Source organism: Erwinia sp. ErVv1 (assembly GCF_900068895.1).
Taxonomy (GTDB): Bacteria; Pseudomonadota; Gammaproteobacteria; order Enterobacterales; family Enterobacteriaceae; genus Erwinia.
The window spans coordinates 106,524-129,107 of record NZ_CDPK01000013.1; the positions used below are offsets into that span (position 1 = coordinate 106,524).

The following is a 22,584-nucleotide window of genomic DNA, read 5'->3' on the forward strand; positions in this document are numbered from 1 at the left end:
GGCCGTGCCGTTGGCGACCACGTTATCGGTGGTGACCGTCAGGTCGCTGACCTGAGCGGTCGTGACATCGCCGATAAAGGTCACTCTGGCGCTTTGTGACGAATCCCCCAGCCCGGCGCTAACGCTGTAAACGGCTGCAGTGGTGCTGGTAGCCGTAAAGGTGGCGGTACCGTCCTTCGCGGTGGTGACGCTGGCAGCGCTGAGCGTGACGCCTTTATCAGCGGCGGTCAGGGCCACTTTCTGATCGGCCAGCAGGTTGCCGTGTTTGTCCTGCACGGTAACGCGCAGGGCGGCTTTGGCCGTGCCGTTGGCAACCACGTTATCGGTGGTGACCTTCAACGCGCTCACCTGGGCGGTTGTGACGTCCCCGATAAAGGACACGTTCGCGTTACGTACGGAATCACCGAGCGCGGCCCTGACAGGGAAGGTGGCTGCGGTAGTACTGGTGGCGGTGAAGGTAGCGTTGCCATCCTTCGCGGTGGTGACGGTGGTAGCGCTGAGCGTCAGCGCCTTATCGGCGCTCAGGCTGATCTTCTGACCGGCCAGCAGGTTGCCATTTTTATCCTGTACGGTAACGCGCAGGGCGACTTTCGCCGCACCGTCAGCGACCACGTTATCGGTGGTGACCATCAGGGCTGTAATCTGGGCGGTCGTGACGTCCCCGATGAAGGTCACGGAAGCGTTGCGCACGGACTCACCCAGCGTGGCCCTGATGTTAGAGGTGGTCGCGGTAGTGCTGGTGGCGGTAAAAGTAGTCGTGCCGTCACTGCCAGTTATAACGGTAGCGGCGCTGAGTGTCAGGGTATTATCGGCGTTCAGGCTGACCTTCTGACCGGCCAGCGGGTTACCATTTTTATCCTTGACGGTGACTTTTAGGGCAGCCTTAGCCGCACCGTTAGCGACCACGTTATCGGTGGTCACCGCCAGGGCGGTGATCTCGGCGGAGGTGGCATCGGCGATAAAGTTCACCCTGGCGCTGAGGTTTGATTCACCGATGCTGGCGGTCACGTTTAAGCCAGCGGCGACGATGCTGGTGGCGGTAAAAGTGGCTGTACCGTCACTACCTGTTGTGATGCCCGTTGCCTGCAGTATCAGCCCGGTTTCTGCGCTGAGTGCGACAGACTGGTTGGGTACCGGGTTGCCATTTTTATCCTGCACGGTAACGCGCAGTGCCGCTTTGGCCACGCCGTCAGCCACCACATTATCGGCGGTCACCGTCAGGGCTGTAACCCGGGCGGTACTCCTGTCGGCGACAAAGTGAACAGTAGTCCTGGCATTTTCTGAGGATTCACCAAGGCTGGCGGTAATAGTGAAAGCCGACGCGATACGACTGGTAGCGGTAAAGGTGGCTCTGCCGTCAACGTCGGTGGTAACCACACGGTTACTCAGGCTCACGCCGTTCTCCGCGGTTAGCTGCACTTTCATATTAGCGAGCGCGTTACCCTTCGCGTCGTTAACCCACACCTGTAAAGTATTGGTCGCCGTGCCGTTGGCGACAGCATTATCGGTGCTGACCGACAGCTTACTGATCCTTGCAGTTCGCGTGTCGGCGATAAACGTGATCGACGCATTAGCGGTGGAATCAGCAAGTGAGGCGGTGATTTCATAGGTTGCTGCAGTCAAACTGGTAGCGGTGATGATGGCACTGCCCTCGCTGCCAGTAATGACGCTGTCAGCCCCCAGGGTCAGACGCTTATCACTGCGCAGGTCGACCTTCTGTCCGGCAAGTCTGTTACCGTTCGCGTCGTTGACGATGACGCGCAGCACGTTGCGGATGTTACCGTCAGCGACTGAATTATTGGTCAGCACTTCCAGTGAGTCTATTCGGGCAGTGCGGGCATCAGCAATAAAGTGAACGGTAGCCTGGGCCGATGTCCCGCCGAGGCTGGCACTGACGTGCGAAGCGGCTGCCACCTTACTGGTAACGGAAAAGGTAGCCAGCCCGTCACTGCCTGTGATAACGCGGGTGGCGCTCAGGGTAAGATCGTTGACGGCGTCAGGCGTAACGACCTGATCGGCAAGGGCGTTGCCCCAGGCATCCGTCACGCTAACCTGGAGATCCACAGTGTCGAGACCATCAGCGATAGCATTGTCGTTGAGAACGGTCAGTGCGCTAACCTGGGCGGTGCTACTGTCAGCCATAAAGGTTAGATCTGCGCTGGCCGCCGATGCTCCGACGGAGGCGGTAACACTCATTGTGGCCGCGACGCGGCTGGTGGCGGTGATGATAGCGCTGCCGTCAATGCCAGTAGTGACGCTGGCTGCGGTAAGTTTCAGGCCTTTTGCCGCCTGAAGCGCAACCTCCTGACCGGCAACCGAGTTGCCGTGGGCATCATGTACGATCACCCGCAGGGAGCCTGTGGCGAAGCCGTTAGCGAGGGCATTATTATTAACGACCTGTAGCGTATTGATTTGTGCCGTACTGCGGTCAGCGATAAAGGTAAGGGTCGCATTCGCGGTCGAGGTACCAAGAGTGGCAGTAACGTCTGCGGAGGTGGCGGTAGTACTGGTGACGGCGATGTCAGCAGTACCCTCGCTGCCGGTGGTAACGCTTTTGGCAGGCAGGACCAGCCTCATATCGGCTCTGAGAGCGACAGGTTGGTCAGCCAGAAGGTTGTTATAGGCATCCACGACGGTGACGCGCAGGATACCCGCAGCAACCCCATCGGCGACGGCATTATCTTTGACCACCGTCAGCGAGTCGATCTTCGCGGTAGTGACGTCGCCAATAAAACTGACCGTCTTACTATCGCTGTTACCGTTTTCCATTGCGGCCAGAAGCTGATAATTACCTGCTGTCGTGCCGCGAAAACGAATGGAGACTTCCCCTGCGCTATTGGAGCTAAGCGTGGCTTCGCAGGTCGCGGCATCATTAATGATGCACTGTTTAGAAGGACCGGACAGGGTAAATTTCACCGTCATATTACTGAGTGGGGCGCCAGCTTTATCGGTTAATAATGCGGTAGCCTTTCCTTCATCAATACCGTTGGCGACAATACTTCCGGCAGGCATTTGGGTTAGATGAATAGTATTACTGGAACGAATAACATTTATCAGCGTTTCCTGCTGTGGGGCGGCATTGCCATGCGTATCGGTCGCGACAGCCGTGACCCGCCAGCCGTTATTCCCTTCACCTGAATAGGCTGGAAGGGTAACGGAAAGTGACGTTGGCGAGGTTTTCTGAATTTTCCCACCTGCGCTGATTAATTCCGGCGCTTCCCAGTGAATATCTTTTAAACCGTATTTAGCTCTGACGCTGGCATCAATGGATAACGTCGTCATCGCTTCACCGGTCACCGACGCGGGAAGGGAGAGGGCAATAAGATCCTGTTTACGATATTGCATAACAATATTGTAATTACGATCTACAAAATCATAACGGCTGCCGGCAAGGCTACGCATGATCCCGACCGTTCTGGGATCGATCTGATCCCGCCATGACACGCCGGTTCTATAACTGACCGCAATATTGGCGTAGTTTTCTGAGATAGTGCCTGCCCTGTGACCCGCACTCAGCGTCAGCAGAGGGAAGGGGGTATAATTAATTTCCGTGGTCACGGCGGAGGGAGAATCTTTTAAAGCTGATACACTGGCCGAGTCATTGAGAATAACGCCTTTACCAAAGTATTTTTCATATTTCAGCGCGCCACCCAGCTGTGGGTAAGCGGGCAGCCATGCCTGAGCATTAACGTCGAATCCATTTGCCGGACGCTCATCATAATCCTCCATTACACCCAGGGGGGACTGATGCCATTGTGTCAGGCGAAAATAACCGTTAGCTGAAAGCTTAAGATAATCGGTCCATCCTTCGACGCCAAGGCCGAAGCGGGCATTATCGCCCGTCAGATCGTAATCCCAAAATCCATTAATACCCAGCATCCAGCCGTCGTCTATAAAATGACGCAGGCCGCTGCCGACATTATAGGTTGTTCTCTCACTGTTACGTCTGATACCTATTTGGCTGAATAACAGATTATTTGTACCCTCCCACAGTGGAAGCAGGATATCTGCACTGCCTGTCCCGTTACTGCTGAACTGAAATTTGCTGTTGCTGCTCTGGCCCAGCCAGTCACGCAGTGCATTATCCGCCAGGCCGCTGCCGATGCCTGATATCATATTAATACCCGCCTGCGCGCGACTGTCAGCGCCTAAAACCTGCCACAGGCTCCTGATACCGGTCAGTGAGGGAGGCATTCTCGGGTCCTGTTCTGCCGTGGTGGCGTCAGGGGCAGAGGCGGCGGCTGGTTCAGCCGGTGTATCGGCCTGCGTTTCCCCTAAAGAAGGCAGCGAACTCACTATGCCTGACAGGGCGTTATCGACCGGGATCTTGCCTGAATGAGACGGCTCAGCCGGGCTTTTTTTATCGGTTTTTGCTGGCAGGGCGAACTGTGGGGATAAAAACCAGTCATCACCTTTTTTTGCAGGCTCCGTCTCGGTTTCTGAATAAATTTTAACCGTTTTTCCGGTGGGCTGGGCAGAGGAATCTGCCTTTGCGTCAGGCAGGTCAGGCAGGGAAGGTGCCCCCTCGAGCGTAACGGAAGCGCTCCCGATATCGCCTTTTCTGAGTTCCAGAACCTGTTGGTCCAGAGAGTCAAATGCAGTGATGGCAGCATAAGCAGGCATGCCAGCAGTCAGCATGAGATGATTAAATATGACAAAATAAACTATCGGTCTGAAAAATCTGTTCATTTCCATATGACGGTTACTCATTCCATGAATAAGGCGTGACTTCTCACTGGACCAAATGACAACGGGATAACACCTGTTAGATAAAGTGTTATCCTGTCGTAAATTGTCTCAAAAACTGGCGGTCAGATCTTACTTACCGCCAGCATCTTTTTTCTTATTTCAACAAACGTCTGGCTTTTAACGCGATCGCAAATAAGGTTAAGTTTGTCATTCAGCGTCAGCGTCATTAGCTCGCGTGGATCCTGCTCTAATAGATTTTCATTCTTTTTGTAATAGGAGTGTGAAGCATTGATGGCATCGAACTGTTTACGATACATCGTAAAGGCCTCATAGTTCAGGCTCTTAAGAAGATCGAAATTATCCACGCACTGCCTGCCCTCAATTTTTTCTGCTTTAATCACTTTATTGGTAGGTGAAAGCTCAGCTTTAACCGTATTGGGTTTTGTTTCTACGCTGCTACATGATGTGACTAAAACAGACGTAAGAAGTACAAATAATGCTTTCCTGGTTATCATTTCTCGTCATCCTGGTTGAAAGAAATTAATTAAAGTCGCTGCTATTATTACGACATTGCTGACATGTACGATTAAAGAGGGGTGTCTGTTTTTGATACTGTCATTCTACAGGGTGATACTCTGAGACTGGAAAGTGTTTGTTCTTATCGTTCATTACCTATAAGTACATTATTTCCTTTCAGGGGGGGAAGGGCTAAGATGCATTACATTCCCTGGAAATGTTGTATAATGAAAAGTTTTGCAAAATAAAGATGAAATGAAATCCGGCGGGCTGCTGCCAGTCAGCGTGCGGCGTCGCCGTTTACCCACTACGCTTAGTCACGCAGCGGCAAAGGGGGTAAACAGTGCATTGCCAGACTTCCTTACGAAATTCTTACCCGTTGAAGATAGAATTTATTCTAATGAATAACCCATAATGGCAGTGGGCCGGCCTGGCCTGCCTCTTATCGGCGGCGGCATGCAGCTGCCGTTAAATACCTTACTTTGGTTGACTCCACTGAGCCTCATGACCCAGACGACTATTAAAGCCTCATCATCCCGACGTAGAAAAATTATTTTTCTGATCCTGGTTGTTCTTATCGCACTGCTGGCCTGGCATTTCTGGCCCGGTGCCGGTTCGAAGGGGGGAGAAGCCCAGATGCAGGGACCGGGTGGTCCTGGTGGGCCAGGTATGCGGCGCGGGTTGACCACACCCGTTCATGCAGGTGACGTAACCACTGCGGATGTGCCCGTCTATCTGACCGCATTGGGCACGGTCGTCCCCAATGCGACAGTGACCGTGACCAGTCGGGTTGACGGACAGCTAATGCACGTGTTCTTTACCGAAGGGCAGAAAGTGGAGGCAGGGCAGCTGCTGGCGCAGATTGACCCGCGCAGCTACCAGGCGACGCTGGCCCAGTATCAGGGCGATCTTAATCAAAATCAGGCGCTGCTGAAAAGTGCAGAGCTGACGCTGGCCCGTTACCGTAAGCTGTTTGCGCAGGATTCACTCTCGCGTCAGGATCTGGACAGCCAGATAGCCACCGTTGGCCAGTACAGCGGTGCCATTAAGGCTGACCAGGCACAGATTGCGGCGGCAAAGCTAAATATTGATTTTGCACGCATCACCTCGCCCATCTCGGGGCGCGTGGGCCTGCGACTGGTGGATGCGGGTAATATGGTTCACAGCTCGGACACCACCGGCATTGTCACCGTTACCCAGACGCAGCCAGCCGCCGTTACCTTTAGCGTGCCGCAGAATAATATTCCGACGCTGTTAAAGGCGCTGCATAACGATAAGAGCCTTGCTGCCACCGCGTTCGATCAGGATGGCAGCACCGAGCTGGCGCAGGGAAACGTGCGTTTTATCAGCAATCAGATCGACACCAGCACCGGCAGCGTAGAGATGAAAGCGCTATTCGCGAATCAGGACGAGGCGCTCTACCCTAACCAGTTTGTTAATCTGCGATTACAGATCGGGACGCTTAAGCAGGCGGTGGTGATCCCGGCGCAGGCGCTACAGCTGAGCAGCGACGGCAGCTTTGTCTGGCTAATCAATAAAGACAACACCGTAACGAGAAAAGCGGTCAAAACCGGGCCCGCGCTGGGGGACACGCAGCAGGCGATCCTTAGCGGACTGGCGGCCGGTGATCGCGTCGTCACCGAAGGCATCGACCGCCTCAGCAGCGGCAGCAAGGTGTCGATTATCACCGCCGCTGGCATGAATACCGCTGGCGATGCGCCCGCCGCGCCCGTTGATAATATGAACGCTGCCGGTGGCAGCGCGACTCAGGCATCGCCGGGTAAAAATACCCAGGCCGCCAGCGGGAGTGCGAAGGAGAAATGAATCCTTCACGCATCTTCATAGAACGTCCGGTTGCCACTATTCTGCTGATGGTGGGCGTGCTGGTCTCTGGGCTTTTTGCCTACCGTTATCTCTCTACCTCTGCGCTGCCGCAGGTGGATTATCCCACCATTCAGGTGACGACACTCTATCCCGGTGCCAGCCCGGACGTGATGGCGTCCTCGGTCACTGCGCCACTCGAACGTCAGCTGGGTGAGATGGCTGGCCTGAGCCAGATGGCCTCCAGCAGCGCCAGCGGTTCGTCGGTGATTACGCTAAAATTCTCTCTCGACCTCTCGCTGGACGTAGCCGAGCAGGAGGTGCAGGCGGCGATAAACGCGGCAAATAACCTGCTGCCCAGCGATCTGCCCAATCCGCCGACCTATAAAAAGGTTAACCCGGCGGATACCGCCGTCATTACCCTGGCGGCCACCTCTGACACGCTGCCGCTGATCAAAGTGCAGGATCTGGTCAATACGCGCATTGCCCTTAAGCTGTCGCAAATTTCAGGTGTGGGGATGGTCACGCTGGCGGGCGGGCATCAGCCTGCTATTCGGGTCAGGGTCGATCCCAACGCGCTGGCGGCGCACGGCCTGACGCTGGAAGACGTTAACACGCTGATCGGCAACAGCAACGTAAACGGTTCAAAAGGCGGCTTTGACGGCCAGTATCATTCGGTCACCATTGACGCTAACGATCAGCTCCGTACGGCAAAAGAGTATGGCAATCTGATCCTCACCTGGCAGAACGGTGCGGCGCTGAGGCTGCATGATATTGCACACATTGAAGAGGCACCGGAGAACACCTGGCAGTCTGCCTGGGCAAATAACCGTCCGGCCATTGTAATCAGCGTCCAGCGCCAGCCAGGAGCCAACGTTATCTCGGTGGTTGACGCCATCAAAGCGCAGCTGCCCGCGCTCCAGGCCGCCCTGCCGGACGGCGTCAAAGTCCAGGTACTTTCTGACCGCACGCAGACCATTCGCGCCTCAATCAGCGACGTGCAGTTTGAGCTGATGCTGTCGATTGCGCTGGTGGTGATGGTAACTTTCCTGTTTCTGCGCAACGTGGCGGCCACCCTTATCCCAAGCGTGGCGGTGCCGCTGTCGCTGGTCGGCACCTTTGGCGTAATGTATCTGGCCGACTTCAGCCTGAATAACCTTTCGCTGATGGCGCTGACCATCGCCACCGGCTTTGTTATTGATGATGCTATCGTGGTGGTTGAGAACATTTCCCGGCGGCTGGAGCAGGGTGAAACGCCGATGGAAGCGGCGCTGAAAGGTTCGGCGCAAATCGGTTTCACCATCATCTCGCTGACCTTTTCACTGATTGCCGTCCTGATCCCGCTGCTGTTTATGGGCGATGTGGTGGGGCGGCTGTTCCGGGAATTTGCCATTACCCTCGCGGTCTCAATCCTGGTATCTATGGTCGTTTCGCTTACGCTTACGCCGATGCTTTGCGCCTTCCTGCTGCGCCACATCCCGGAGGAGCGTCAGAGCCGCTTTTATCGCAAGGGCGGACAACTCTTTGACCGTCTGATCGCCGGATACGATCGTCTGTTAACTATTGTGCTTAATCACCAGCGGCTCACTCTGCTGGTCGCACTGGCCACGCTGGTGTTTACCGCGCTGCTTTACCTTGTCATCCCGAAAGGCTTTTTTCCCTCGCAGGATACCGGCCTCATTCAGGGCGTGACTGTCGCCTCGCAGGATGTCTCATTTGGTGAAATGGCGAAACGTCAGCAGCAGCTGGCGGAAATCGTGCTGAAGAATCCGGCGGTAGACAGTCTGACCTCTACTATTGGCATTGACGGCACCAACACCAGCCTTAACAGCGGACGGCTACAGATCAACCTGAAGTCGTTTGATAACCGTGATGAACGCGCCGATAAGGTGATAGCCGAGCTGGCGCAGGCGACCCGCAGCGTGCCCGGTATCCAGCTGCATATGCAGGCCTCGCAGGACCTGACCGTTAACGATCAGGTCACGCCGGATCAGTATCAGTTCTCGCTGGATGATGCCGACAGTGAAAATCTGGTGAAGTGGTCACCGAAGCTGGTTGCCGCGCTACAGCAGCAGCCCGCGTTCAGCTCGGTGGTCAGCAATCTACAGGATCAGGGGCAGGTCGCCTACGTTGAACTGAATCGCGATGCCGCTGCACGCTTTGGCATTACCGCCGCCGACGTGGATACCGCGCTGTATAACGCTTTCGGTCAGCGGCTGGTTTCCACCATCTTTACCCAGTCGAATCAGTACCGTGTGGTGCTGGAAGTTGCGCCTAAGTTTCAGCAGTCCCCGGCCTCCCTTAACGATATCTGGCTGGCGACATCGAACAGCAGCACATCCTCTTCCAGCAGCAGCGCGTCGGGCAGCAGTTCGACCTCCACCTCATCAGACAGTACGACGTCATCCGGCAGCACCGATGGTATGGTCAGGCTGACCTCTGTCGCCACCATTCATCAGCGCACCGGGTCGCTGGTGCATATGCGGATCGATCAGTTTCCGGCGGTAACGATCTCCTTCAACCTCAATAAGGGCTACTCGCTGGAGGATGCGCAGAAAGCGATCGCTGAAACCACCCACAGCCTGGCGCTGCCGTCCAGCATAACGCTGCGCTATCAGGGCGAAACGGCGGCGTTTCAGAGCGCCACCAGTAACACGCTGTGGCTGATCCTTGCGGCGCTGATGACCATGTACGTGGTGCTCGGCATCCTTTATGAAAGCTTTATTCATCCGGTCACGATTCTGTCCACGCTGCCATCCGCTGCGGTGGGGGCGCTGCTGACGCTGCTGCTGGCGGGAACCGAATTCAGCCTGATTGCCCTTATCGGGGTGATTCTGCTGATCGGCATTGTGAAAAAGAATGCGATCATGATGATCGACTTTGCGCTGGACGCCGAGAAGCACCAGCACCTCAGCCCGCGCGAGGCAATCCATCAGGCCTGTCTGCTGCGCTTCCGCCCCATTCTGATGACCACCATGGCCGCGCTGCTCGGTGCGCTGCCGCTGATGCTGTCGTCGGGTTCCGGCGCTGAACTCCGTCAGCCGCTGGGGCTGGTGATCGTTGGCGGCCTGATCTTTAGCCAGGTCCTGACGCTGTTCTCCACGCCGGTTATCTATCTGTGGTTTGATCGCCTGGCCGAGCGGGGACGTCGGCGGATACGCAAAGTGGTCGATCGCGGATGAACATCACCCGCCTGTTTATCTTCCGGCCGGTGGCGACGCTGCTGCTGACCCTGGCGTTGCTGCTGCTTGGCGCGCTGGGCTATCGCCTGCTGCCCGTCGCGCCGCTGCCGCAGGTGGATTTTCCCACCATTATGGTCAGTGCCAAACTGGCGGGGGCCAGCCCGGAGACGATGGCGGCCACCGTAGCCACGCCGCTGGAGCGCTCGCTGGGGCAAATCGCCGGGATCACCGAGATGACCTCCAGCAGTTCACAGGGCTCAAGCAACATTATTTTGCAGTTCGAGCTGTCGCGTGACATTAACGGCGCGGCGCGGGATGTCCAGGCGGCGATCAACGCCTCCCGCAGTCTGCTACCCAGCAGTATGGCTTCGCTGCCGACCTATCGAAAGGCGAATCCCTCCGATGCGCCCATTGTGATGCTGGCATTAACCTCGTCTACCCGATCAAACGGGGAGCTGTACGATATTGCCGACAGCAAAATCGATCAGAAGATCGCCCAGGTGCAGGGCGTCGGTGACGTTTCCCTGATGGGCAGCGCGCTGCCCGCGGTGCGCATCGATCTTCAGCCGCAGCAGCTGACCCATTTTGGCCTGTCGCTGGATACGGTACGCAAAGCCATTGCCAACAGCACCACCAATCTCCCTAAGGGGATCCTGCAGGGCGACCGGCAGTCGTGGGTGGTCGACAGCAATGGTCAGCTCGATAAGGCCCGGCAGTACGCCAACCTGGTCATCAGCTATCAGGATGGCAGGGCGGTGCGACTGCGTGACGTGGCGACGGTGTACGATGCCGTCGAGGATAAGTACAACGTCGGCTACTTTAACCAGTCGCCATCGGTGATGATTGGGGTGACGCGCCAGGCCGGGGCGAATATGCTGGAAACCATTGATGCGATCAAAGCCCAGCTCCCGGCGCTGCAAAAGGATCTGCCTGCCGATGTGACGCTTAAAATTGTGCTGGATCGCGGGCCAAACGTTCGCGCCTCGCTCTATGACACCGAGGAGACGCTGCTGGTGGCGGTGCTGCTGGTGATCGGCGTGGTGTTTGTTTTCCTGCGTAACGTACAGGCGGTGCTGATCCCGGCGCTGGCGCTGCCGGTGTCGCTGATTGGCACCTGCGCGGTGATGTATCTGCTGGGCTACAGCCTGGATAACCTGTCGCTGATGGCGCTGATTATCGCCACCGGCTTTGTGGTTGATGATGCTATCGTGGTACTGGAGAACATTACCCGCTATATCGAAGAGGGGCTGAGCCCGGTTCGCGCCGCAATCAAGGGCGCGCATGAAGTGAGCTTTACGGTGCTGGCGATGACGCTGTCGCTGGTGGCGGTGTTTATTCCGATCCTGCTGATGGGCAGCATCGTGGGACGTCTGTTCCGTGAGTTTGCCGTCACGCTGACCGTTTCGCTGATTATCTCGATGCTGGTCTCGCTCAGCCTGACGCCGATGCTCTGCTCGCGGCTGCTGAAGAAAAAGCCAAAGGTTACCGTGCGCCCACATCCGCTGTTTCAGTGGATCGAGCGTGGGCTTAACCGGCTGCTGACCGCCTATGCCACCGCGCTGAACTGGGTGATGCGCCATCAGCGGCTCACCCTGTTTAGCCTGATCCTGACCGTTATTCTCAACCTGTTTCTCTACTCCGTGGTGCAGAAAGGCTTTTTCCCCAATCAGGATACCGGACTGCTGATGGGCATGCTGCGGGCCGATCAGAACGTCTCTTTCCAGGCGATGAAGCCAAAACTCCAGGCCTTCGCCAAACTGATCCAGCAGGATCCGGCGGTGGACGGGGTCATGTCTTCCATGGGCAGCGGGGCGTTTGGTTCGCGCAATACTGCCAACTTCTTCGTCCGCCTGAAGGATCTCGATAAGCGCAATGCTACGGCTACCGAGGTGGCGAACCGGCTGAGCGGCAAAACCCGCAACATTCCCGGCGTGGAGCTATTTCTGATGGCCGCGCAGGATATCCATATTGGCGGTCGTAGCGCCAATGCCTCTTACCAGTACAGCCTGCAGGCAGACGATCTGGACACCCTGCGTATCTGGACGCCTAAGGTTAAAGCCGCGCTGGAGGCGATCCCCCAGCTCACCAGCGTGGATTCTGACTCGCAGACCGGCGGTCAGGAAGTGATGATCGCTATCGACCGCGATCGCGCCACGCGGCTGGGGGTCGATGTCAGCATGCTGGATACGCTGTTAAACAACGCTTTCTCGCAGCGTCAGGTCGCCACCCTGTATAAGACGCTCAATCAGTACCATGTGATTATGTCGTTGCAGGATGCCTACACGCGCGATCCGGATATGCTCAACAAACTGTACGTGGTGAATGATAAGGGCCAGCAGATCCCGCTCTCCGCCTTCGCCAGCTTTAGCGGGGCCAATGCGCCGCTGTCGGTGGCGCATCAGGGGCAGTCGGCCACCAGCACCCTTGCCTTTAACCTTGCCGACGGCGTCTCGCTGGAGCAGGCCCAGGCGCTGATAAAAGCGGCGATGATTAATATCGCCCTGCCGGATAACATCCAGGCCGGTTTCCAGGGGACGGCGAAAGCCTTTGCCGACCTCTCGGCATCCATGCCCTGGCTGATACTCGCGGCGCTGGCAGCGGTCTATATCGTGCTGGGGATGCTGTATGAAAGCTATATCCACCCGCTGACCATTCTCTCAACGCTGCCCTCTGCGGGCGTGGGTGCCCTGCTGCTGCTGCTGTTGACCAACACGCAGCTGACGGTCATCGCGCTAATTGGCATTTTGCTGCTGATCGGCATTGTGAAAAAGAACGCCATTATGATGATCGATTTTGCGCTGGCCGCCGAGCGCAATCAGGGGATGTCGCCGCAGCAGGCGATCACTCAGGCCTGCCTGATGCGTTTTCGCCCGATTATGATGACCACCCTGGCGGCCTTTTTCGGTGCACTCCCGCTGGCGCTCGGCAGCGGCGGTGATGCCGATCTGCGCAGCCCGCTGGGGCTGGCTATTGCCGGTGGCCTGGCCCTGAGCCAGCTGTTAACCCTGTTCACCACCCCGGTGGTGTACCTTTACCTCGATCGCGCCAGCCGTGCCACTAAGCGACAGTGGGCACGTCTGCGCCCTGCGGAATAAATGTATTTATGAAACTCACTCCGGTAATAGTGGCGCTGCTGCTGAGCGGCTGCGCCGTGGGGCCTGATTATCACCGGCCCGCGGCGAATGTACCCAGCCAGTATAAAGAGGCGAAGGGCTGGAAAGAGGCCACGCCGCAGGACGCGCAAAGCAAGGGTGAATGGTGGTCGGTCTACCATGACCCGATCCTCTCCGGCCTGCTGCGCCAGGTATCCATCTCGAACCAGAACGTGGCGCAGTACGAAGCGCAGTATCGCCAGGCGAAAGCGCTGGTGTCTGAATCCCGTTCCGATCTCTTTCCCTCGGTGACCGGCACCGGCAGCTCAACGCGCAGCGCCAGCGCCAGCAGTGGGCAGCGCAGCGTCAGTAACAGTCACTCTCTGGAAGCCAGCGCCAGCTGGGAGCTGGATATCTGGGGCAAGCTGAGGCGCACGCTGGAAGAGAACAAGGCCAGTGCGCAGGCCAGCGCGGCGGAGCTGGCGAATATCACCCTCAGCGCCCAGTCAGAGCTGGCGCAGGACTATTTTCAGCTGCGGATTATGGACAGCCAGATTGCGCTTTATCAGCAGAGTATTGACGCTTACCAGCGCTACCTGACGGTCATCAACAATAAATACCAGGCGGGCACTGAATCACGGGCGACGCTGGCTCAGGCGCAAACCCAGCTTGAAAGCGCCCGGGCATCGGCGCTGGACCTGAGCTGGCAACGCGCCCAAACCGAACATGCCATCGCCATGCTTATCGGCACCACCCCGGCGGCGTTCAGCCTGCCGGCGGCACCGCTTACGGCGACGCTGCCCGCTATTCCCTCCGCCATCCCCTCGGAGCTGCTACAGCGACGTCCCGATATCGCCTATGCCGAACGCAACGTCGCCGCCGCGAACGCCGCGGTTGGCGTGGCAATCGCGGGCTACTATCCCGACCTGACCCTGAGCGCCAGCGGCGGCTTTTCCAGCAGCACCTTTCAGCATCTGCTGTCGCTGCCGAATCGCGTCTGGTCGCTGGGGCCGGAGCTGAGCGGTACGCTGCTGGACTTCGGCGCCACCTCCTCCCGGGTTGAACAGGCGAAAGCCGCCTGGGATGCGGATGTCGCCAGCTATCGCCAGGCGGTTTTACAGGGCTTCCAGGAGGTTGAAAACTATCTGGTTGAGCTGAATACGCTCCAGGACGAGGTGCAGGCGCAGCAGCGCGCCAGCGACGCGGCGAAGGAGTCTGCCCGGGTTACGCGCAATCAGTATCAGGCGGGCATGATCGATTATCTGGACGTTGCCACCACCGAAAACACCAGCCTCAGCCAGCAGCAGAGCCTGCTGTCGCTGCAAAGCACGCAGTGGGTAGCCAGCGTACAGCTGATTGCCGCGCTGGGCGGCGGCTGGCAGGGGACAAGCCCGTAGTGCCGGACGGTCTGAATGAAGAGGAGGAAGGTAAATCCTGACACAGGGCGTGAAGCGATCGCGCCTCAGCAAATTGGCAGTCCGGTTATTAATTGTTTTAAAACAATAATGCCCGACCACAAAGAGTATATAGACAAGTCAGCTATAAAGTTTATGTGCGCCGCCATAAAAACAGGCTGAGGAGCGAATATGCGTCAGAGAATCATTGTCTGCCCGATTATTGAGAATGAAGGGGAGTACCTGCTGTGCAGGATGGCCGCCGATCGGGGAGTCTTCCCGGGGCAGTGGGCCCTCTGTGGCGGGGGAATGGAGCCGGGTGAAACCATTGATGCTGCCCTCAGACGAGAGATCCGGGAAGAGCTGGGTGAAGCGCTGGAGATAACAGATGTGAGGCCCTGGACGTTTCGCGATGACACCCGCTGCAAAACCTACGCAGACGGCACCCGCGAAGAGCTCTACATGATTTACCTGATCTTCGACTGTATCAGCGCCAACCGGAATATTATCTTCAATGAGGAGTTTCAGGAGATCGCCTGGGCATCGCCTGCGAAGATAAAAGAGATGGATCTCAATGAGGCCACACGGGTTACCTTTACCCAGAAAGGGCTGATTTAGCGCAGCCTGTCGGGTTTACACTGCCTTACCAGGGGAAGGTGGCCTTTCTGTTCACAGCATTACTCGCAAAATTGCAGATTTCTCCTTAACCTGCATTGAGTTGTTCCGCTATATCCTGCATGGTTGTAGCCAACTTTTTTATGCTAAGGAGTTGGCATGTTGTTCACTTTTTTCCGCCTGCTGTTCAGACTCTGCTTCCGCACGCACTTAAGCGGCGATACGTCGGGTCTATATAAAGAAAAAGTTCTGATCGTTCCTAACCATATGTCTTTTCTGGATGGCATTCTGCTGGCTGTTTTTCTGCCGGTAAAACCCGTTTTTGCCGTCTACTCCTCGGTCAGCGAACAGTGGTATATGCGCGCGCTGCGTAAATTTATCGATTTCGTCCCGATGGATCCGACTAAGCCGATGTCGGTCAAACAGCTGGTGAAAACCATCAATCAGGGGCGGCCCGTGGTGATCTTCCCCGAAGGGCGCATCACGGTGACCGGCTCGCTGATGAAAATTTACGAGGGTGCGGGTTTTGTAGCCGCAAAAACCCAGGCGACCCTGGTCCCCCTGCGCATTGAAGGGGCCGAGTTCACCCCCTTTGGCCGCCTCGCGGGAGTCTTTAAGCGCCGTCTGTTCCCGCGCATCAGCCTGACGCTGCTACCGGCCACCCATATTCCGATGCCGGAGGCACCCAGGGCGCGGGATCGCCGCAAGCTGGCGGGCGAGCATCTCCAGCACATCATGATGGAAGCCCGCATGGCGGTCCGTCCGCGCGAGACGCTGTATGAAGCCTTCCTTGCCGCTCGTACGCGATACGGTCTGTTTAAACCCTGCATTGAAGACGTTAACTTCACGCCAGACAGCTACACCGGGCTGCTGAAAAAGTCACTCGGCGTGGGGCGCATACTGGAGCGCTACAGCGCACCGGGAGAATATATCGGCCTGCTGCTCCCCAACGCGACGGTGGCGGCGGCGGCAATTTTAGGCGCGTCAATGCGCGGCCGCATACCGGCGATGCTGAACTATACCGCCGGTGTAAACGGGCTCAGCAGCGCCCTGAAAGCATCAGGGGTGAAAACCGTCTTCACTTCACGGCAGTTCCTTGATAAGGGCAAGCTGTGGCATCTGCCTGAACAGGTCACGCAGGCACGCTGGATCTTCCTGGAAGATCTGAAGGATACGGTCACCACCCAGGATAAGCTGTGGATCCTTGGACATCTGCTGATGCCACGCCTCGCCGCAGTTAAACAGCAGCCAGAGGACGCGGCGATGGTGCTGTTTACCTCCGGCTCCGAAGGCAATCCGAAAGGCGTGGTGCATTCGCATAAGAGCCTGCTGGCGAACGTCGAACAGATCCGCACCGTGGCGGATTTCACCCCGCGCGACAGGTTTATGTCGGCCCTGCCGCTGTTTCATGCCTTTGGCCTGACGGTAGGGTTATTCACGCCGCTGATGACCGGTGCGCAGGTCTTTCTTTACCCCAGTCCGCTACACTACCGTATCGTGCCGGAGCTGGTTTATGACCGGAACTGTACCGTCCTGTTCGGCACCTCAACCTTCCTTGGCAACTATGCCCGCTTCGCCAATCCCTACGATTTTGCCCGCCTGCGCTACGTGGTGGCCGGTGCTGAAAAATTGCAGGAGGCGACGCGTCAGACGTGGATGGACAAGTTTGGCATCCGCATTCTGGAGGGTTATGGCGTAACGGAATGTGCGCCGGTGGTTGCTATCAACGTGCCGATGGCCGCCAAAAATCACACCGTTGGCCGTATTCTGCCAGGGATGGACTCGCGCCTGATCGCCGTGCCGGGCATTGAGCAGGGCGGTCTGCTTCAGCTGCGCGGCCCGAACATTATGAAGGGCTATCTGCGGGTGGAGGCGCCCGGGGTACTGGAAGCACCGCAGGCCGATAACGGAGAAGGGAAGATGGAGCCAGGCTGGTATGACACCGGCGATATCGTCAGCTTTGACGATCATGGCTTTTGTCAGATCCAGGGCAGGGTTAAACGCTTTGCTAAAATCGCCGGGGAGATGGTTTCGCTGGAAATGGTTGAACAGATAGCGCTGAAAGCCTCGGCAGAAAAACAGCATGCCGCTTCGCTGCGACCGGATGGCAGCCGCGGTGAGGCACTGGTGCTGTTTACCACCGATGCGGAACTGAGCCGGGAGCAGCTGCAACGTGCGGCCCGCGAACTGGGCAGTCCTGAACTGGCGGTTCCTCGCGATATCCGCTACCTGAAGCAGCTGCCCGTGCTCGGCAGCGGCAAGCCGGATTTTGTTACGCTACGCGGCATGGCTGAACAGGTGGAGAGTCGCGATGAGTGACGGCACCCGCAGCGAGGGGCTGTTTTCCCGGGGAATGCTGGCAGTAATTGCCGCGCAGTTTCTGTCGGCATTCGGCGATAACGCCCTGCTGTTTGCCACCCTGGCGGTGCTTAAGCAGCAGGTCTATCCCGACTGGAGCCAGCCGGTATTACAGATGGTATTTGTGGCGACCTACATCCTCCTCGCGCCTTTTGTCGGGCAGGTGGCAGACAGCTTTGCCAAAGGGCGGGTAATGATGTTTGCCAACGCCCTCAAGCTGCTGGGCGCACTGGTTATCTGCTTCGGCTTTAACCCCTTTATCGGCTACAGCCTGGTTGGCGTGGGCGCGGCGGCCTACTCCCCAGCCAAGTACGGCATCCTGGGCGAGCTGACCAACGGCGAGACGCTGGTAAAAGCCAATGGCCTGATGGAGTCATCGACCATTGCCGCTATTCTGCTGGGTTCCATTGCCGGAGGCGTACTGGCGGACTGGCACCTGATTGCGGCGCTGCTGGCCTGCGTGGTGGCTTATGGACTGGCCGTGGCGGCCAACGTCATGATCCCCAAACTGGCGGTGGCGCGTCCCGGCCAGCCGTGGCATCCGGGTAAAATGTCTGCCTCCTTTTTCAGCGCCTGCCGGGCGCTGTGGCGCGACGGCGAAACACGCTTCTCGCTGGTGGGCACCAGCCTGTTCTGGGGCGCGGGCGTTACGCTGCGCTTTCTGTTAGTGCTGTGGGTACCTGTGGCACTGGGCATCACCGACAATAAAACGCCTACGCTGCTGAACGCCATGGTGGCAATCGGGATTGTGTTTGGTGCTGCGGCGGCGGCAAAGCTGGTCACGCTGAAGACGGTAGGGCGCTGCATGCCGGCGGGCGTACTGATCGGCGTGGCGGTGGTGTTTTTCTCACTGCAGCATGCAGAGGTGGGAGCCTACCTGCTGCTGATCCTGATAGGCGTGCTGGGTGGGTTCTTTGTCGTGCCGCTTAACGCGCTGCTGCAAATGCGCGGCAAGGCCAGCGTGGGCGCAGGCAATGCGATTGCGGTGCAGAATCTCGGTGAAAACAGCGCCATGCTGCTTATGCTGGCGCTCTATACGCTGGCGATAAAGCTGGGTGCGCCGCCGGTTGCCACCGGCGTAGGTTTCGGTGCGCTGTTTGCTCTGTCGATGGCGGTGCTGTGGGGCTGGCATCTGGCGCAAAAAAAGGCCAGCACGCCTGACCTGTAATCTTATCGGGTGACGCGCCTGCGTCACCCGTCTCGCTTTGCCACCCGGGCCGGCTTACGGCGCCGGGTAGGTGTAACGACGGTGAATCGCTTCCAGCCCCTCTAATACTTCTTCATCCAGCGTCAGCGCATAGCTGTCAATATTGATCTGTAGCTGCTCCAGCGTGGTCGCGCCCAGCAGGGTACTGGCCACGAACGGCTGCTGGCGGACAAAAGCCAGCGCCATTTTAGCGGGATCCAGGCCATGTTTATTAGCCAGCGCGACATATTCTGCAATCGCCAGCTCTGCCTGCTCGCCACTGTAGCGCGTAAAACGGCTGAACAGGGTATTACGCGCGCCCGCGGGTTTCGCACCGTTGAGGTATTTTCCACTCAGCGTACCAAAGGCCAGGCTCGAGTAAGCCAGCAGCTCTACCCCTTCGTGCTGGCTGATTTCCGCCAGGCCCAGTTCAAAGCTGCGGTTTAGCAGGCTGTAGGGGTTCTGGATGCTGACAATGCGCGGCAGCTCGTGCTTTTCAGCCAGCTGCAAATAGCGCATCACGCCCCAGGGCGTTTCATTCGAGACGCCGATATAGCGAATTTTGCCTGCGCGGACCTGCTCATTGAGGGCTTCAAGCGTCTCAAGCAGCGTCACGGGCGCCGTATTATCACTGTATTCATAGTTCAGCTTGCCAAAGAAATTGGTCTGGCGCTGGGGCCAGTGCAGCTGATAAAGATCGAGATAATCGGTGTTGAGACGTTTGAGGCTGGCATCCAGCGCTTCGCGGATATTCTTACGATCCAGCGCCTGCTGTGGTCGGATAGAGGCATCGGCACCGCGAACCGGGCCGGCCACCTTGGAAGCCAGTACGATCCTGTCGCGGTTACCGCGCGCCTTCAGCCAGCTGCCAATATATTTTTCGGTTAATCCCTGAGTTTCAGGGCGCGGCGGCACCGGATACATCTCGGCGGTATCAATCAGGTTAATACCGGACTGTACGGCTAAATCGAGCTGCGCGTGCGCATCGGCTTCGCTATTTTGCTCACCAAACGTCATGGTGCCCAGCCCCAGAGAACTGACTTCCAGGCTGCTGTGGGGGATACGGTGATAGTGCATTTGCCGGCTTCCTTTTTCATTATTAAAAGCTGAACCTGAACATCGCGCTGCGGATGCTGACACAACGCTGCGCGTTACGATCCGGCACCTGACTATAACCGTCGGGCGCAGCAGGGGGAAGGGGGGATTAGTCGGGAAATGTTTCTCGCGCCACCGGCGAAGGAATACAGGTGGCGGTAATAAACTTATCGCTCAACGATGGAGGAAACGTCGTCACCGTTGATTTGTAATTCGTGGCCGGATCGATCGGTATATTTCACCAGTCCGGTCTCTTTATCAATCTCAGGCTTACCCTGGGTCATAATCATCTTGCCATCCCTGGTTGCCATCACGTAATCGCTGCTGCACCCGCTAACCAGCAAGGCCAGCATCAGCGCCGCCGCGCCAAACATATATTTCATTCTCCGCTCCCGTAAGCCTGTGACTGGAGCAGTAGTAATAGCGCATAAAACGGTAAAAGGTAACCGTATCACTCTGAAAATGCGTAATGAGCACGGGCCGCCATTGACTTTTTGGCTAAAATCTCCGTGGCAGCCCGGCCTAACCCGTTGAATTCAGGCTGTGCGCCGGTTAGCGCGCAGCAGGTTGAGGCACTCCACGACCATCGAGAAAAACATCGCGAAATAGATATAGCCTTTTGGCACATGCAACTCAACGCTTTCGAGGATCAGGGTGAAGCCCACTAAAATAAGGAAGGCCAGCGCCAGGATTTTAATCGAAGGATACCGCTCAACAAATTCACCAATAGATTTCGCAGCAAACATCATCACGCCCACCGCAATAACCACCGCCGCCATCATTATAATCAGGTGATCCGACAATCCTACCGCCGTGATGACCGAGTCCAGGCTGAAAATAATATCCAGCAGCACGATCTGTACGATGGCACCCATAAAAGAGTTAACCTGGGTTTCATGCGTTTCGTCACTGCCTTGAATGGTGTCGTAGATCTCTTTACCGGATTTCCACAGCAAAAAGAGTCCACCCGAGAAGAGGATCAGATCGCGTGCGGAAAAAGGGTGTTCCACCAGGGTAAATAGCGGCGTCGTCAGGCGCGTAATCCAGGCGATGGAGGCGAGCAGGGCAAGGCGCATTAGCATTGCGCCCGCTAAACCGGTGCGGCGCGCGGCATTTTGTTGGTTTTTCGGAAGCTTAGCCACAACCAGGGTGAGGAAAATAATATTATCAATGCCGAGGACGATCTCCAGAATCGTCAGCGTACCCAGTGCCAGCCAGGCGTTCGGGTCTGCAATCCATTCAAACATACAGGCGTCTTATCCTAAACGAAAGTTAAACGAGGAGTATACGCATCAGTACGCTAAGCTAAAGCAAAAAATGGCGGGCCAGCAGAGAAGCCGTGAAGTTTTTCTTCAGATAAAAACCACGAGGCAGAGTCGCAATCGGTTGACCGTTTTCACCAATGCCTTCGGTAAGCGCCTTACTGTTGGCGGCCTTAGGGCGGATCTGCAATACCTCGCCGTGCCGGGCGGTAATCCGTTCAACCTGACCCAGTACAATCATATCCATCAGCTCTTCCCAGTCTCGCCGGAGCTGAGCTTCTTCTTCCCGGTCCGGGCTCCACAGCAGCGGTGCACCAACCCGGCGCTGCGCCAGCGGTATGGCGCGCTCGCCTTCAACCGGCACCCACAGCACTCTCGCCAGCTTATGACGCACATGGCTGGTTTGCCACACCACGCCGCTATTGCCGGTAAGGGGAGCGACACAAACAAACGTGGTCTCCAGCGGACGGCCCCGCGCATCAATGGGGATCGTTTTTAGCTCTACGCCAATCTCCGGAAAATCCTGCTGGGGTTTACTGCCCGCGCTGGCACCCAGATAGATTTCCAGCAGCATCCCCACCCAGCCCTTATCTTTTTTCAAATTCTGCGGTATGGGAAGGCCGGCCCTTTGCGCCAGTTCACCCAGCGTATAGCCCGCCAGACTGCTGGCGCGTTCGAGGAGCAGGTCTTCATTTTCCGGCGGGGGCAGGGGGATGAAATCAGGGGACATGAATAACTCCCGGTTATTGTTCAAAAAAACAGCACTCTTTTCTGCCGCAGTAAAAGTTTGTTCCCGGGCTGCGGAAAACAATAATAATAGCATGATAAACCATGCTTTTTTATCTTTGCAAAAGGGGAGAACCTCAGCACGGCAGGATCTTATGCCCCGGTTGTCGGCCACAATGAACAGGATCTCACCCCCTGTTATCCACAGAAAAATGGGATAACTCATGATTTACCTTAACACTGTTTCGATTTACAGCCTTGACGGCGGCACTTTTGCCATATTTCAGTCAATTTATGCCTGGGATACCAGCATAACCTGTGGATAAAAACTCCAGTGCTCGATCTTTCACCAGCTAAGGATCTTTCTAAGCTGTGCGCAGTTTGATCCTCCCCGAAATCACCGTGACATGCAGATAAATCCTATGCACGATAAGGGGTTAATGTCATTACAGCGAGACGGCTGTAAAGGGCTTCAGAAAGTTTTCCCCAAACGGTAAATGAGTTCTGCACAAAGCTATCCACAGAAAAGGTGAATAAGATCGGTCAAAATCGACGATTTCTGTTTATAACTTTGTTGAGCGGTCTGAGTTATCCCTTATCAGGCCGCTATTCAGGGTGTAAAGCAGTGGTTTACCGCCTGTAAGGAGT

Annotated in this window: 12 protein-coding genes and 1 pseudogene; 7 read left to right on the forward strand and 6 right to left on the reverse strand. The window is 56.8% G+C overall.

The genetic code is table 11. From position 1 onward, the window contains the following. Positions 1–84: 84 nt before the first annotated feature. Together A1830_RS23020 and A1830_RS23465 are read right to left on the reverse strand one after the other, a co-directional pair. A pseudogene (locus A1830_RS23020) lies at positions 85–4,710 on the reverse strand (Ig-like domain-containing protein); the annotation flags it as partial. A gap of 101 nt (positions 4,711–4,811) precedes the next feature. Next, positions 4,812–5,204, reverse strand: coding sequence for a hypothetical protein (locus A1830_RS23465; protein WP_067708971.1), 393 nt, complete (start codon positions 5,202–5,204; stop codon positions 4,812–4,814). A 505-nt stretch (positions 5,205–5,709) separates the two neighbouring features. Here A1830_RS23465 and A1830_RS16885 point away from each other — a divergent pair. The 7 genes from A1830_RS16885 to lplT all read left to right on the forward strand — a co-directional run bounded on the left by A1830_RS16885 (position 5,710) and on the right by lplT (position 18,835). Continuing rightward, positions 5,710–7,029, forward strand: coding sequence for an MdtA/MuxA family multidrug efflux RND transporter periplasmic adaptor subunit (locus tag A1830_RS16885; protein ID WP_082804201.1), 1,320 nt, complete (start codon positions 5,710–5,712; stop codon positions 7,027–7,029). Next, on the forward strand, positions 7,026–10,208 hold the full coding sequence (locus A1830_RS16890; protein ID WP_067708973.1) for an efflux RND transporter permease subunit: 3,183 nt from the start codon (positions 7,026–7,028) through the stop codon (positions 10,206–10,208). The genes A1830_RS16885 and A1830_RS16890 overlap by 4 nt, the downstream gene beginning before the upstream one ends. Further along, positions 10,205–13,303 carry a multidrug efflux RND transporter permease subunit gene (locus A1830_RS16895; RefSeq protein WP_067708975.1) on the forward strand — a complete coding sequence of 1,033 codons (3,099 nt, stop codon included), beginning with the start codon at positions 10,205–10,207 and terminating at the stop codon, positions 13,301–13,303. The genes A1830_RS16890 and A1830_RS16895 overlap by 4 nt, the downstream gene beginning before the upstream one ends. A gap of 8 nt (positions 13,304–13,311) precedes the next feature. Further along, the gene (locus tag A1830_RS16900) at positions 13,312–14,697 is read left to right on the forward strand and encodes an efflux transporter outer membrane subunit (RefSeq protein ID WP_067708977.1); all 1,386 of its coding nucleotides are present in this window, start codon (positions 13,312–13,314) and stop codon (positions 14,695–14,697) included. A gap of 189 nt (positions 14,698–14,886) precedes the next feature. Continuing rightward, complete coding sequence (gene nudI, locus A1830_RS16905) at positions 14,887–15,312, forward strand: nucleoside triphosphatase NudI (protein WP_067708979.1); 426 nt, start codon at positions 14,887–14,889, stop codon at positions 15,310–15,312. Positions 15,313–15,468: 156 nt separating this feature from the next. After that, a complete protein-coding gene (gene aas, locus A1830_RS16910) occupies positions 15,469–17,628 on the forward strand; it encodes a bifunctional acyl-ACP--phospholipid O-acyltransferase/long-chain-fatty-acid--ACP ligase (protein ID WP_067708981.1) in 2,160 nt (719 codons plus the stop codon). Further along, on the forward strand, positions 17,621–18,835 hold the full coding sequence (lplT, locus tag A1830_RS16915; RefSeq protein WP_067708983.1) for a lysophospholipid transporter LplT: 1,215 nt from the start codon (positions 17,621–17,623) through the stop codon (positions 18,833–18,835). Before aas ends, lplT begins: the two co-directional genes overlap by 8 nt. 54 nt (positions 18,836–18,889) lie before the next feature. Here the strand turns inward: lplT and A1830_RS16920 are convergent, their stop codons facing one another. From A1830_RS16920 to mutH, 4 genes are all read right to left on the reverse strand, one after another. Then, complete coding sequence (locus tag A1830_RS16920; protein ID WP_067708989.1) at positions 18,890–19,930, reverse strand: NADP(H)-dependent aldo-keto reductase; 1,041 nt, start codon at positions 19,928–19,930, stop codon at positions 18,890–18,892. A gap of 185 nt (positions 19,931–20,115) precedes the next feature. After that, positions 20,116–20,331 carry a YgdI/YgdR family lipoprotein gene (locus tag A1830_RS16925; RefSeq protein ID WP_067708991.1) on the reverse strand — a complete coding sequence of 72 codons (216 nt, stop codon included), beginning with the start codon at positions 20,329–20,331 and terminating at the stop codon, positions 20,116–20,118. Positions 20,332–20,484: 153 nt separating this feature from the next. After that, complete coding sequence (locus tag A1830_RS16930) at positions 20,485–21,195, reverse strand: TerC family protein (RefSeq protein ID WP_067708996.1); 711 nt, start codon at positions 21,193–21,195, stop codon at positions 20,485–20,487. A gap of 58 nt (positions 21,196–21,253) precedes the next feature. Next, complete coding sequence (gene mutH, locus A1830_RS16935; protein ID WP_067708998.1) at positions 21,254–21,940, reverse strand: DNA mismatch repair endonuclease MutH; 687 nt, start codon at positions 21,938–21,940, stop codon at positions 21,254–21,256. Between the last annotated feature and the right edge of the window lie 644 nt (positions 21,941–22,584).